The following is a 12,775-nucleotide window of genomic DNA, read 5'->3' as shown; positions in this document are numbered from 1 at the left end:
ATTCCATAAGTTCAGAATCAGCTTATCATCACTTAAACGTTGTTATTTCAATCTTTGTTTTGCTATGTAAATGGTGATTGCCACCTGAAAGGCATAAAATTGATCTAGATCAAGGTAAATGCAATTTTTTGTTTCCACCACCTATATTTTCAACCGTTTAACTTCGCGCACCGCTTGATTAAGACTTTTCCTATACCACATAATCCAACAGAAGTGAGCGATTTTATCAGATTTTTATTCTAGTTATGTATGCGAATGTGGTTAATTGTTTTGATTATTCTAGCTCATAAAATTCACTTGGTCAGACCGCCGCAGGCGGGTACTCTGCACCGGCAATACGGGGATTTGTCAGGGAGTGGTGGATGACTACAGGCTATAAACTACTTGGCTATAAGTTAGCGGATAATATTTTCTACTGCCTGCATCATCGGGAAATTATCGCGTTACGTGGGACGCGAACGCAAGTTCAGCTGCGCAGCACCATGGCGTGTTTACTGGAATATTTGCTGGCGCATGGCAGAGAACGTCTGGTCAGTGATGAAGAGTTAATGATTAACGTCTGGGAGAAAAATAATCTCCGTCCGTCCGCGCAGCGATTATGGCAGGTCATTCAGACCTTAAAATCTCGCTTAAACCAGGCGGGGGTCGAAAGCGTGTTAATTATCCGCGTTAAGTGCGCAGGGTATTATATTAATCCTGCTTGTGTAGCCGAAATTTATTCCTTCAAACCGCCGGGCATGATGAATTATATAAACACCTCGCCTGCTGATATGAATAAACTTCTGGTTCGCAGCTAATCTCCTTCCCGCGCCGTTTAGATCGCTTGTAACAGGGTTTATTCTTTGAATATTTTAATTCACAGCAATAATATTTATTTTAATATCGGCCTCGCCCAGTGTTTCAGAGATATTCAGGAAACCTTGCCCGGTCTGAACATTATTCATTCACTGCCGCTCAGCCATCTGCCCGATCCGGCCGGGCTGGATGTGATTATTTTAGCGCTGGAAAACTATCACGATTATCAGGCCGCTGCTGAATTAGCCCAGCGCTATCCCGGCCTGGTGGTCGGATTTACCTCCGCCAACAACGTCAAACGCGGACGCGCCTTTTACGCGGATACCCTCCTGTGGGTCAGCCAGCGGGAAAGCGTTCAGGAGATCCGCCGCCTTCTGCTCCGTCTGGCAGATCGCAGCCGCCCTTTCGCGCCGCGCCTTCAGCGTCAGAGTCGCTCCTCCCGGCTGCGAGCCCCACTCAATGACCTGGAGATGCAGATGATCCGTGGCGTGGTCGGCGGACAGTCGACTAATCAGATGGCAGACACGCTGGGCGTCAATCGCAAGCGGGTTTACAACGGACTGGAGCGGATCAAAAGTAATTTTCGCCTCGTCAGCCATACCCATTTTCATCATTTTATGACCGCAGAGGCCACGTTTAGCCGCCTCTGCGCCGATCTGAGTTGCTATAGACCAGGGCTACGGCCAGCCCGGCAACGACGTGCTGCATCGCGACCGGCCGAAAATCATTCATATTATTTGAATGAGTTTCGCAAATTGTTTTGATTTTAACCGCCAGGCTTTGCGCGTATTCTTTATCACATCAGGGCGACAAGCCCTATATCAGACACCAGATTAAGGAATATGACCATGAAATCCATCAAAACTTTCGTTGCTGTTGCTGCACTGTCGCTGTTCTCTTCCGTCAGCTTCGCCCAGAGCGTCAGCGCCACCGCTTCCACCCTGGACCGTGCAGAAGCCAAAATCGCCGCCCAGGCCGCTGAGCAGGGTGCGTCCTATAAAATCACCAGCGCCCAGTTTAATAATCGCGTTCATATGACGGCTGAGCTGAGCAAATAATCTCTTCCCTCTTTCGCGATTAAAAAAGCGCCGTCAAAAACGGCGCTTTTTTTTCGCCTCTTTCTCCGGGCAGTGATTTCCTGACCGACGCGCTGTGGCGTTCAGCCGATGACGGGCCAATACTTAGCGCATCCCCTGGAAAAGAGAGCCCCATGATGAAAGCCTGGATCGTCAACAAACCCGGTTCGCTGGACAATCTGCAGCTTGTCGATCTTGCCGACCCCGGCGCGCCGGCGGCAGGCGAGATCCGCGTAGTGCTACACGCCACCTCCCTGAACTATCACGATTTGCTGGTAGCGACGGGGGTGATTCCCACTGCCGATCGGCGGATCCTGATGGCTGACGGCGCGGGGGTGGTCGAAGCGGTTGGCGCCGGGGTCAGCGAGTTTCAGCCAGGCGACCGGGTGGTCGCTGGCTTTTTCCCGCAGTGGCTGGATGGCCGTCCGGGCCCGCAGGTGAAGGACTTCAGCCAGACGCCGGGCGACGGCGCCGAGGGGTTCGCCTGCCAGTATGTAGTCAGACCGGCCAGTCATTTTACCCATGCGCCTGACGGATGGAGCTTCAGGGAGGCGGCGACGATCACCACCTCCGGCCTCACCGCCTGGCGCGCGCTGGTGGTGGAGGGGCGGCTAAAAGCGGGCGATACGGTGCTGACGCTCGGCACCGGCGGCGTGTCGATAACCGCCCTGCAGCTGGCGAAAAGCATGGGCGCGCAGGTCATCGTCACCTCCTCATCCGATGAAAAGCTCGCCCGCGCGCGCGCCCTGGGGGCTGACCATCTCATCAATTACCGCACCACCCCGGCCTGGGGCGCTACGGTGCAGGACATCACCGGTCATCGCGGGGCCGATATTATCCTGGAGCTCGGCGGACCGGGCACCCTGGGCCAGTCGTTCGAGGCCGTCAGTGTTGGCGGACACATCGCGCTGATCGGCGTCCTGACTGGCTTCGAAGGTCATGTGCCCACCCATCTGCTGATGAGTAAACAGGCCCGACTGCAGGGGCTGGTGGTGGGTCATCGCCGGCAACAACAGGACTACGTCAACGCGCTGAACCTGCAGGCGTCGCGGCCGGTCATCGATAAAGTGTTTGATTTTGCGGCCTTACCAGACGCCTTCCGCTATCTGCAAAGCGGCGCCCATTTCGGCAAAATTTGCGTGGAGTGGTAGTGGTGAGGAGATGAGATGAACAGGGCCTCCATGCCCTGGGAACGGCTTTATTCGAAAAAGACGTCCGGATTTTCTGACAGCGAAACAAAGGATTTGGTGTTTTTATCCAGCGCCTGAATCTCGCCGCTTTCAATGTCATAGAACCAGCCGTGCAGGCGCAGGGTCTGGTCGCGAAGACCGACCGCCACCGACGGATGGGTTTTGATGTTGTTCAGCTGAGCGATGACGTTTTCCTGCACCATGCCGTTGACCTTATCGGTTTCGCTGGCCCAGGTTTTCTTTTCCACCACCGCTTTCGCAGCATCAGCGTAGCGCAGCCAGTGAGACACCGCCGGCATCGGCTCCAGGCACTGGCAGGTGGCGATCGCTTTCATCGCCCCGCAGTTAGAGTGGCCGCAGATTACGATATCCGTCACGCCCAGCGCAACCACGGCATACTCAATGGTCGCGGATACACCGCCCGGCTCCGGCCCGAAAGACGGCACGATATTCCCGGCATTACGAATAACAAAGAGCTGTCCCGGCTCCTGCTGGGTAACCAGTTCAGGCACCAGACGGCTGTCAGAGCAGGAGATGAAAAGCGCTTTGGGATTCTGGCTGGAGGCCAGGCTGCGGAAGAGCTCTTTACGCTGGGGGAAGATCTCTTTCTGGAAGTTGAGGAAGCCCTCAATGATATGTTGCATAGCAGTGTCTCTTCTCTGTAGTTATTACGGTATGACAAAGATCACAGTTATTCAGTTTACCATCGCTGACAGGAATGGGAATCGTTATTCAAACAGTTGCGCAGAAAACGCGCGCCGCGGATGCCCGTTCAGCCTCGCCTTTTCCACAGGGTTTTCACGTGCTTTCCTGAGCCAGTTTGTTACTCTGTTTGCTCGTACCGTCCCCACGTTGCCGACCGCCTGCCGGCGGCGGACATACCAGGAGTTGCTATGTTCTTATCCAGCCTGATGGCCCTTGCCGCGGTGCTGATCATGGGGGTGATCAGTCCCGGCCCGAGCTTTATTTTTGTCGCGCGCAATGCGGTCGCCCGCTCGCGTCTGCACGGTCTGGTGACCGCCCTGGGCACCGGCGCCGGCGCCGCCATTTTTTCTATTATGGCGATGCTGGGCCTGCAGAAGGTGCTCACCGCGGTGCCGGAGCTGTTTATTGGCTTGAAAGTAGCGGGCGGGCTCTACCTGCTATGGTTGGGCTATAAGATTTTCCGCGGTTCGGCGCAGCCGATGGATTTTTCCGCCAGCGGCATGGACGGCAACCGTTCGTTGCTGAAGACTTTCCGCGACGGGCTGTATACTCAGTTGAGCAATCCCAAAACAGCGCTGGTGTTTGCCTCGATTTTTACCGCCGTGCTGCCGGCGCAGATCCCCACCGCCTTCTATTACATCGTGCCGCTGATGAGTTTCCTGATTGACGTCAGTTGGTATTCGCTGGTGGCGCTGGTGCTCTCCGCTGATCGTCCGCGTCGGGTCTACCTGCGGCTGAAGCGGCGAATCGATATCGCCACCGCGACGGTGCTGGGGGCGCTGGGACTGCGGCTTATAGCCACCTCCCTCACCCGCTAGCGGCTACACGGTATGGATGCGAATATCGTGTTGCTGAAAGGCAACGCGATATTCGCGACTGATGTTCTCCTCCACCACCAGCACATCGATATCGCTGCTCGCGGCCACCACGAATCGCGCCACCGCCGGAATTTTATCCGAGGTCAGGCCGATGATAATTTCGCTGCACTGCTTAATCACCGCTTTCTTAAACTCGCAGTCGGCATAGTCAAAGCCGGTCAGGCCCGACTCTGGCGCCATGGCGCAGCCGCCGATAAACCCCTGGTCGAATAACATCCCCTGCACCTGAGCCACCGCCGCGGCCCCAACGCAGCCCCCGCTCGCCCGCTGCACCTGGCCGCCGAGCATCACCACCTCGTAGAGCGGCTTTTTCACCAGTACCGCGGCGATCTCCGGAGAGTTCGTTACCACCGTCAGCGCCAGCTCGGCGGGCAGCGCCTCGGCCATCGCCAGATTGGTGGTGCCGGTATCAATGAAAAGGATGCCGCCGGGTTTCACCAGCCGGGCGCACTGCTGCGCGATCCTGAGTTTTGTTGCTCGGTTTTTATCTTTCCGTTCACTGTAATCTCCCGCTTCCGGCAGGCTCAACACCGCCCCGCCGTAGACTTTTTTACAGACGCCTTCGCGGCTAAGCTCATGCAGATCGCGGCGGATGGTGTGCTCAGACACCTGAAGACGCGCCGCCAGCTCCGCACACACCACCCTGCCGTTTTCCTGCAGGATCTGGCAAATCAGCGCTTGTCGCTGTTGAGGAAAAGCAGCATAATCGAGCAAAGAAACTCCTTAAATCATCATAAACGAGCAACAGCAAGCATGATCGTCTGCCCTGCCGTGATTGTCAATGTTCCTGCCCGGAGGTTTACCATGAAAATTGCCCATTTCGCCCTGTGGACCCAACGGCTTGAGGCTCAGGCCCGCTTCTGGGTCGAGTTCTTTGCCGCCAGCATCAATGAAAAATACCTCAGCCAGACCAATCTCGGCTTTGCCTCCTATTTTGTCACCATCGACGACGAGGTGGTGATCGAGCTGATGACCAAGCCTGGCCTGCAGCAGGCCAGCGCCGATAATAACCATACCGGCTGGGCGCACCTGGCTCTCTCGGTGGGCGGCGCAGAACAGGTCGATGCCCTTGCCCAGCGCGCCGGCGCGGCGGGAATACTGGTTTCACCGCCGCGCACCACCGGCGACGGCTATTATGAGGCGGTGATCGCCGATCCCGATGGCAACCTGATTGAAATCGTCGCATAGTCAGCAGACCGCCAGCCATAAGGAGGCATCCATGGCACATTACCGGATCATCGACACCGCGGCCTGGCCCCGTCGGGACCATTTCACCTTTTACCGACAATTTGCCAACCCCAGCTTTAATCTCTGCGTTCCGATAGAGGCGCAGCGCCTGTACGAATGTGCGAAGGACCGTCGGGTCTCGTTTTTTCAGCTCGCGCTCTATGCCCTGCTGCGCGCGGCCAACGGGGTACCGCAGCTCCGACAGCGCATGCGCAATGGCGAGGTGATTGAATATGACAGTCTGGCGGTCATGACGCCGGTGATGACCGTCGAGGAGGGCTTCCGCCAGGTATGGTGCGACAACGCTCCCGAGTTCATCACCTTCAGCGCCGCGGCAACGCCAAAGATCGTCGCGGCAAGAGAGACATCACCTGCGCCGCTCATCGTCGATGGCGAACATTTTATCTGCGCCAGCTGTCTGCCGTGGCTCCACTTCACCTCGATGACCCATGCGGAATACGCGGTGGGCGCCGCGGTTCCGGCGCTCACCTGGGGGAAACTGCAAGACGGCGTGATCCCGGTGGCCGGGCGATTTAACCATGCCTTCGTCGACGGTCTCCACGCCAGCCGCTTTTATGCCCTCATCGAAGAGGGGTTTCGCGACCCCGAGCGGCTCTGGCAGCCGCTAGCCGCAACCGCCCCCTCACTGCTTCCCCCTGCGGCGAAGGAGCGTTAACGTCCGCCCGGAACCGACCGTCACGGTGCCTTACGCCGTACACGGCGGTCGGTACGGGTCCACTCTCATCGTTCTCGCCCATCCGGCGAATACCGCGCAGGTATGACGCCTGTTCAGAACCTCGCGATGGAAAGGCTTGGTCGCGGATAGCATGCTGGCCCACTCTCATCGGGCAGCGGAAACCACTGCTTCATAGCCAAAGAATGGGATTATATTGCCGAACCTTTGCTAAGGATAATTGGTTATAAATCATAGCGTTTCAGTGTTAGACAGGGCGAAGTGCGCCTCTTATCTTTCGTCATGAATTGTAAATCACCACGCAATCACTTGATGAGGTAGCACTTTTGTCCAGATTACAACAAGGATTAAAAACCAGAAAAACCCGCTTTGCCCTGGCGCTAAAAGTGGCCCTGCTCGGCGGCGTGGTAGCATTTTCTTCTGCCGTCTTTGCTGAGGGTCTCCTGAAAGAAGGCATCACCCCGGCCGCCGACGCCAGTCAGATCCCGGCCAGCGCTAAGCTGCGCAAAGACACGGTAGTGGCCGGGATCTCCGAGCCGCAGGGGATCTTCAACCCCTACTTTTTCGTCAACGGCTGGGATGAAAACGTCACTAACGTCATTTTTTCACGCCTGATCGACTGGGACAGCCAGGGCAAGCTGGTCCCGGGGCTGGCGGAGAGCTGGACGGTCAGCCCGGACAGTAAAGTTTATACCATCAAATTGCGCCCTGGCCTGACCTTCAGCGACGGTTCACCGCTGACGGCGGAAGATGTCGCCTTTACCCTGACGGTCCTGCTCGACCCCAAATATGATGGCGATACCGACATCACTCTGGCCAATATCGCCGGCGGCGCAGAATACAAAGCCGGCAAGGCTGACCGCGTCAGCGGTCTGAAGGTCATCGACCCGCTCACCCTGCAGGTGACCACCACCCAGCCAGGCGCCACCACGCTGGCCAAAATTGGCGGGCCGGTGTTGTCGAAAGCCTGGTACGGCAAAGGATATCAGCGGGGAAATCTCGACTATCTGCGCTCACTGCACGGCAAGCCGCTGGGCAACGGCCCTTACGTGTACGATACCTATATTCCCGGTCAGGAAATTCGCTTCCATGCCAATAGCCACTTTTACCGTGGGACGCCGCCAACGCCGCGTTTTATCTATCGCGTAACCAATCCGTCGACCAACTTCCAGCTGTTCCAGACCGGGGAGACCGACTACGACGCCTTTACCTCACGTCCTGACGATATCGAACAGCTGAAGATGCTCGGCTTCGCCAACATTAACCTTTACGGCTCCAGCGACTACAGCCAGTTGGAATTCAACGTTCATCGCCCGGCGCTGCAGGATAAGCGGGTGCGCCAGGCGCTGATTTACGGCCTGGACCGGCAAAAGCTGATCGACGTGGTCTATCAGGGGTACGGCAAAGTCGCCATCGAGCCGATCGCTCCTATCTCCTGGGCCTTTAACGCAGAAGGCGTCAATCCTTACCCTTACGATCCGGCGCAGGCGAAAAAGCTGCTGGATGAGGCCGGCTGGAAAGCTGGCGCCGACGGTATCCGCGTCAAAGAGGGCCAGCGTCTGGAGCTGACCCTGCTGGTGAGCAAGAAGGTGCTCAACGATGCGTTGATCCCCATCGCCAAAGAGAACTGGCGGCAGATCGGCGTGCTGCTTAAGCCGCAGGTGGTGGATTTCAACGCCCTGATGGCGCAGCGCAAAGCCGGAAATTACGATCTGGCCTCGTTCAGCACCAGCACCCTCAACGACCCGCACGATGGGGTATGGGATTTCTACAGCAGCGAAGCGAAAGCGTCCGGCTACCACAACGCGGAGGTCGATAAGCTGATTAACGCCGGCAACGCGGTGCTCGACATCGAACAGCGCAAGCCGATCTATCACCAGCTGTACAAAGTGCTGGCCGACGATCCGCCGGTGATCCTGCTCGGCTATCGCAACATTCTTTCCGCCAGCAGCGCCCGCGTCACCGGCTTTAAACCGGATATCTACAACGGCCTGACCGGCAGCCTGCCGGATGTGAAAATCGTCAAGTAAATCCCCTGGCCGCCGGGTTAACCGGCGGCTGATGCGAGATCGTCATGAAAAATTTCATCCTGAGGCGCCTGCTGCAAACGCTGCCGATGCTGCTGCTGGCCTCGTTCATTATTTTTATGCTGTTTGCCAAAACCCCCGGCGACTTTATCGATGGCAATATCACCCTGACCGCCGCCCGCGCCGCGGAGCTGAAGGCGATCTATGGCCTCGACCAGCCGCTGTTCACCCGCTATCTCCACTGGCTGGGACAGCTGCTGCGCGGCGATTTAGGCTTTTCGCTGCAGTATCAGATCCCGGTCAGCCAGCTGCTCAACCAGTACATCTGGAACTCTTTTCTGCTGGCCAGCGTCGCGCTGGTCTTTTACTGGGGCATTGGCCTGGCGGTCGGCGTGGTGTCAGCCCTGCGACCCGGCTCCTGGTTTGATCATCTGGTGAGCGTCGCGGTGTTTGCCGCCATGTCGTTCCCCACCTTTTTCCTCTGCCTGCTGTTGATTAAATGGTTTGCCGTCGATCTCCACTGGCTGCCGGTAGGCGGGATGACCAATACCGGCAGCGACGAGAGCGGCTGGCAGTATGTGCTGCAGGTGGCGGCCCACCTGGCGCTGCCGGTGCTGGCGCTGGTGATGCTGCAGGCGGGCAGCCTGACGCGCTATGTGCGCGCCAGTATGCTCGACGTGGTGAAAATGGATTTTATCCGTACCGCCCGCGCCAAGGGGTTGCAGGAGCGCACGGTGATCCTCAAACATGCGCTACGCAACGCCCTGCTGCCGATCATCACCCTGCTGGGCTTCGAGCTGCCGGGGCTGTTCTCCGGGGCGATCATTACCGAAAAGGTATTCAACTGGCCGGGGGCGGGCCACATCCATATCGACTCGCTGGCCGCCCGCGACTATCCGGTGCTGATGGGGTTCACCCTGTTTCTGGCGGTGCTAACGATCGTCGGTAATTTGCTCGCCGACGTGCTGTACGCCTGGGCCGATCCGCGTATTCGGGTGAGGTCATGATGATTCTGTCTTACTTTGCTTACCGTCGTCGCCAGCGCCAGGCGGCTATCCCGGCGCTGGCGCACATTACCCCCTCTCCCTGGCGCCAGGGGTGGCGACAGCTGCGCCGTAACCGGCTGGCCATGTTCTGCCTGTTCCTGCTGGCGGTCATGGCGGTGTGGTGCGCGCTGGGGCCCGTCTGGTCGCCGTGGAAAGAGGATGCCACCGACGCCCTGAGCATCAACCAACCGCCCGGTGCCGAACACTGGCTGGGGACCGATTTCCTCGGCCGCGATGTTTACACCCGCCTGCTGCTGGCCGGGCGCATCTCGCTGATTATCGGTCTGCTGACCATGGTGATGTCGGTGTTCCTGGGCTATCTGCTCGGCGCTCTCTCGGGGTATGTCGGCGGGTTAACCGACAGAGTGATCATGCGCGTGGCCGACCTGGTGATGACCATCCCCGGATTGCCGCTGTTGATCGTCGCCGGGGCGATGCTTTCCGAGCTCGATTTTTCTCCGGACTCGCGCATCTATCTGGTGGTGGTGATGCTCAGCCTGCTGGAGTGGCCCCGACTGGCGCGGCTGGTGCGCGGACAATGTCTCTCCCTGCGCGAACGCGATTTTATGCTGGCCACCCAGGTGCTGGGCCTGTCGGCGCGTCGCCGGCTGTTTGGCCACCTGCTGCCGAATACCATTCCGATTCTGGTGGTGATGGCGACCATGGCTGTCGCCAACGCCATCCTCAGCGAATCCGCGCTGAGCTATCTCGGCCTCGGCGTGGTGCCGCCGACGCCGTCGTGGGGCAATATGATGGACGCCGCCAATAGCCTGATCGATTTCCAGCGCCGTCCCTGGCTGTGGATGCCGCCAGGGATCGCCATCTTTATCACCGTGATCGCCATTAACGTGCTGGGCGATGGCCTGCGCGACGCCATGGATCCCAATATGAAACCGAGGCTGAAATGAGCATACCGTTAGTCTCCTTTAATCATCTCTCCGTCTCTTTCGCTGGCGAACGCCATCGCGTGCGCGCGGTGCAGGACGTCTCTTTCACGATTCAGGCCGGGCAAACCGTTGGCGTGGTGGGCGAGTCCGGCTGCGGCAAAAGCGTCACCGCGATGGCGCTGATGGGCCTCCTGCCGCCGCAGGCCGCGCGCATCGACGGCGGCGAGATCCGTTTCGCTGACCGCGATCTGCTGCGGCTAAAAGCCAGACAGATGGCCGACCTGCGCGGCCACCAGCTGGCAATGATCTTTCAGGAACCGATGTCGGCCCTGAACCCGGTGTTGACCATCGGAGAGCAGCTGTGCGAACCAGCGATCCGCCACCTCGGCGCCACGCCGAAAGCCGCCTGGCAGCAGGCTACCCGGCTGCTCAGCGAGGTCGGCCTGGCGCGCGGCGACAGCCTGATGGTCAGCTATCCCCACCAGCTTTCCGGCGGCATGCTGCAGCGGGTGATGATCGCCATGGCGCTGAGCTGTCAGCCCAAACTGCTGATTGCCGACGAACCCACCACCGCGCTCGACGTGACCGTGCAGGCGCAGATCCTGCGTCTGCTGCGGGACCGGGCGCGGGCCAGCCAGATGGCGATGATGCTGATTACCCACGACCTGGGGGTGATCGCGCAGATGGCCGAGCAGGTAGTGGTGATGTATGCCGGACGGATTGTGGAACAGGGCGCCACCGCGGAGGTGTTACGCCATCCACAGCACCCTTACACGCGTGGGCTCATCGCCTCCCGCCCGGTGCCGGGCGAGCGGCGTCGGCGGCTGTACTCGATTCCCGGCCAGGTGCCGGATCTGGCCGCCCTGCCGACGGGCTGCGCCTTTGCCGGGCGCTGCGAGCGGGCGACGGCGCGCTGCCGGGAGGCGATTCCGCCGCTGCTCGGCGAGCGCCAGCGGGCCGCCTGCTTTTACAGCGAATTTGCGGAGGCGACAGCATGAGCGAACGCTTTGTTATTGAAGTGGATGGATTGAAAAAATATTTTCCGCTGCGCGACGGCCTGTTTGGCCAACAGACCGGCGAGCTTCGCGCGGTGGACGGCGTCAGCTTTAACATCCGTCCGGGCACCATTTTTGGCCTGGTGGGCGAGTCCGGCAGCGGGAAAACCACCGTCGGCCGAACCCTGCTTGGCCTGTACGAGAAGAGCGCCGGCAGCGTGAAATTTCACGGTCAGGAGCTGGCCGACCTGACCGCGCCTGCCCTGCGCGCTATTCGGCCGAGGATGCAGCTGGTATTTCAGGATCCCTACAGCTCGCTGAACCCGCGGCTGCGCATTGGCGAGGCGATAGGCGAAGCTATGCTGCAGCACAAGCTTTGCGCCCGCGATGAGCTGTATGACCGGGTGATCGACGTGATGAAGATCTGCGGCCTGGCGCCGGAACACTACGCCCGCTTCCCGCATCAGTTTTCCGGCGGCCAGCGCCAGCGGATCGGTATTGCCCGGGCGTTGATCCTCAACCCGGATTTTATCGTCGCCGATGAGCCCATCTCGGCCCTCGATGTGTCCATTCAGGCGCAGATCATCAATTTGTTTTCCGACCTGCGCGACGACCGCGGCGTCACGTTTCTGTTTATCTCCCACGACCTCGGGGTGGTGGAGCATCTATGTGACGATGTGGCGGTGATGTATCTCGGGCAACTGGTGGAAAGCGCCAGCCGCGATGCGCTGTTCAGCCGCCCCCTCCACCCCTACACCCGCGCGCTTCTGGCCGCGGTGCCGACCCTCGACCCGCACAGCGAACCGCAGGAGCTGGTGCAAGGCGAGATCCCGGATCCGGTCAATCCTCCCGCCGGCTGCCGTTTTTCATCCCGTTGCCCGCAGGTCGGCGAGCGGTGCCGCAGAGAAGCGCCGGCGCTGCGCGAGGTGGCCCCTGGCCATCGGGTCGCCTGCCATTGGATCGCGTCCTGAGCGCGGTCGGCGTGGTTATTTATTTCTAAACAAGCGGCCGATTGTGCGCAGCGGCGCCAGGATTTACTATCCGCTCCGTCTTGTGAGACGCGTTATGAATGAAGCGTAATATTTTTATTCATTTTTGCCCGATGGCTTCGGGCATTTTTTTGCGACACGCCCGGGAGCGATCCTGCCGGCGACACATTTAGCGGGGCGCGGTCGCCCGTCTGTCAAAACGCAGCAATGGAACTGCTCGTCCGCGCCCCGCTATCCTTTTGTGACCTTCCCGTGAAAACCCGGCA

Annotated in this window: 14 protein-coding genes; 12 read left to right on the top strand and 2 right to left on the bottom strand. The window is 59.1% G+C overall.

The window, feature by feature from the left end:
• Positions 1-362 precede the first annotated feature (362 nt).
• The 4 genes from MKR05_RS08405 to MKR05_RS08390 all read left to right on the top strand — a co-directional run bounded on the left by MKR05_RS08405 (position 363) and on the right by MKR05_RS08390 (position 3,022).
• Entirely contained in the window at positions 363-797 is a 435-nt protein-coding gene (locus MKR05_RS08405; protein WP_023289962.1) for a winged helix-turn-helix domain-containing protein, read from the top strand.
• 45 nt (positions 798-842) lie between these two features.
• A complete protein-coding gene (locus MKR05_RS08400) occupies positions 843-1,559 on the top strand; it encodes a hypothetical protein (RefSeq protein ID WP_087824059.1) in 717 nt (238 codons plus the stop codon).
• 84 nt (positions 1,560-1,643) lie between these two features.
• Complete coding sequence (locus tag MKR05_RS08395) at positions 1,644-1,853, top strand: YdgH/BhsA/McbA-like domain containing protein (protein WP_004202908.1); 210 nt, start codon at positions 1,644-1,646, stop codon at positions 1,851-1,853.
• Positions 1,854-2,005: 152 nt separating this feature from the next.
• Positions 2,006-3,022, top strand: coding sequence for an NAD(P)-dependent alcohol dehydrogenase (locus tag MKR05_RS08390; protein ID WP_199912730.1), 1,017 nt, complete (start codon positions 2,006-2,008; stop codon positions 3,020-3,022).
• Positions 3,023-3,069: 47 nt separating this feature from the next.
• Here MKR05_RS08390 and MKR05_RS08385 read toward each other — a convergent pair whose 3' ends face one another.
• Complete coding sequence (locus tag MKR05_RS08385; RefSeq protein WP_023289965.1) at positions 3,070-3,705, bottom strand: carbonic anhydrase; 636 nt, start codon at positions 3,703-3,705, stop codon at positions 3,070-3,072.
• 249 nt (positions 3,706-3,954) lie between these two features.
• On the opposite strand from MKR05_RS08385, the gene MKR05_RS08380 reads away from it, so the two are divergent.
• On the top strand, positions 3,955-4,584 hold the full coding sequence (locus tag MKR05_RS08380; RefSeq protein WP_032453132.1) for a LysE family translocator: 630 nt from the start codon (positions 3,955-3,957) through the stop codon (positions 4,582-4,584).
• A gap of 3 nt (positions 4,585-4,587) precedes the next feature.
• On the opposite strand, the gene MKR05_RS08375 is transcribed toward MKR05_RS08380, so the two are convergent.
• Positions 4,588-5,358, bottom strand: coding sequence for a DeoR/GlpR family DNA-binding transcription regulator (locus MKR05_RS08375; RefSeq protein ID WP_032453133.1), 771 nt, complete (start codon positions 5,356-5,358; stop codon positions 4,588-4,590).
• A gap of 90 nt (positions 5,359-5,448) precedes the next feature.
• Here MKR05_RS08375 and MKR05_RS08370 point away from each other — a divergent pair, with 90 nt between their 5' ends.
• The 7 genes from MKR05_RS08370 to MKR05_RS08340 all read left to right on the top strand — a co-directional run bounded on the left by MKR05_RS08370 (position 5,449) and on the right by MKR05_RS08340 (position 12,491).
• On the top strand, positions 5,449-5,832 hold the full coding sequence (locus tag MKR05_RS08370) for a VOC family protein (protein ID WP_238875666.1): 384 nt from the start codon (positions 5,449-5,451) through the stop codon (positions 5,830-5,832).
• 31 nt (positions 5,833-5,863) lie between these two features.
• The gene (locus MKR05_RS08365) at positions 5,864-6,547 is read left to right on the top strand and encodes a CatA-like O-acetyltransferase, family 1 (RefSeq protein ID WP_087824061.1); all 684 of its coding nucleotides are present in this window, start codon (positions 5,864-5,866) and stop codon (positions 6,545-6,547) included.
• A 344-nt stretch (positions 6,548-6,891) separates the two neighbouring features.
• A complete protein-coding gene (locus MKR05_RS08360; protein WP_238875667.1) occupies positions 6,892-8,595 on the top strand; it encodes an ABC transporter substrate-binding protein in 1,704 nt (567 codons plus the stop codon).
• Positions 8,596-8,639: 44 nt separating this feature from the next.
• On the top strand, positions 8,640-9,599 hold the full coding sequence (locus MKR05_RS08355; RefSeq protein ID WP_008804589.1) for an ABC transporter permease: 960 nt from the start codon (positions 8,640-8,642) through the stop codon (positions 9,597-9,599).
• A complete protein-coding gene (gene opp4C / locus MKR05_RS08350; RefSeq protein ID WP_072413296.1) occupies positions 9,596-10,546 on the top strand; it encodes an oligopeptide ABC transporter permease in 951 nt (316 codons plus the stop codon). Before MKR05_RS08355 ends, opp4C begins: the two co-directional genes overlap by 4 nt.
• Complete coding sequence (locus MKR05_RS08345) at positions 10,543-11,523, top strand: ABC transporter ATP-binding protein (protein ID WP_072413297.1); 981 nt, start codon at positions 10,543-10,545, stop codon at positions 11,521-11,523. Before opp4C ends, MKR05_RS08345 begins: the two co-directional genes overlap by 4 nt.
• Positions 11,520-12,491, top strand: a complete 972-nt coding sequence (locus MKR05_RS08340) for an ABC transporter ATP-binding protein (protein WP_064154500.1) — start codon at positions 11,520-11,522, stop codon at positions 12,489-12,491. The genes MKR05_RS08345 and MKR05_RS08340 overlap by 4 nt, the downstream gene beginning before the upstream one ends.
• The last annotated feature ends 284 nt before the right edge of the window (positions 12,492-12,775 follow it).

Source organism: Klebsiella sp. K5-204 (genome assembly GCF_030128585.1).
In the GTDB taxonomy this organism is placed as follows: Bacteria; Pseudomonadota; Gammaproteobacteria; order Enterobacterales; family Enterobacteriaceae; genus Klebsiella; species Klebsiella quasipneumoniae.
Note: the sequence above shows the minus strand (reverse complement) of the source record. Positions and strands in the feature narration are given on the sequence as shown.

What these genes read in the sequence shown, in the direction of transcription:
- MKR05_RS08355 (WP_008804589.1), top strand. Translation starts at nt 8,640, where the DNA reads ATGAAAAATTTCATCCTGAGGCGCCTGCTGCAAACGCTGCCGATGCTG.
- MKR05_RS08345 (WP_072413297.1), top strand. Translation starts at nt 10,543, where the DNA reads ATGAGCATACCGTTAGTCTCCTTTAATCATCTCTCCGTCTCTTTCGCT.
- MKR05_RS08390 (WP_199912730.1), top strand. Translation starts at nt 2,006, where the DNA reads ATGATGAAAGCCTGGATCGTCAACAAACCCGGTTCGCTGGACAATCTG.
- MKR05_RS08380 (WP_032453132.1), top strand. Translation starts at nt 3,955, where the DNA reads ATGTTCTTATCCAGCCTGATGGCCCTTGCCGCGGTGCTGATCATGGGG.
- MKR05_RS08385 (WP_023289965.1), bottom strand. Translation starts at nt 3,705, where the DNA reads ATGCAACATATCATTGAGGGCTTCCTCAACTTCCAGAAAGAGATCTTC.
- MKR05_RS08370 (WP_238875666.1), top strand. Translation starts at nt 5,449, where the DNA reads ATGAAAATTGCCCATTTCGCCCTGTGGACCCAACGGCTTGAGGCTCAG.
- opp4C (WP_072413296.1), top strand. Translation starts at nt 9,596, where the DNA reads ATGATGATTCTGTCTTACTTTGCTTACCGTCGTCGCCAGCGCCAGGCG.
- MKR05_RS08395 (WP_004202908.1), top strand. Translation starts at nt 1,644, where the DNA reads ATGAAATCCATCAAAACTTTCGTTGCTGTTGCTGCACTGTCGCTGTTC.
- MKR05_RS08365 (WP_087824061.1), top strand. Translation starts at nt 5,864, where the DNA reads ATGGCACATTACCGGATCATCGACACCGCGGCCTGGCCCCGTCGGGAC.
- MKR05_RS08340 (WP_064154500.1), top strand. Translation starts at nt 11,520, where the DNA reads ATGAGCGAACGCTTTGTTATTGAAGTGGATGGATTGAAAAAATATTTT.
- MKR05_RS08405 (WP_023289962.1), top strand. Translation starts at nt 363, where the DNA reads ATGACTACAGGCTATAAACTACTTGGCTATAAGTTAGCGGATAATATT.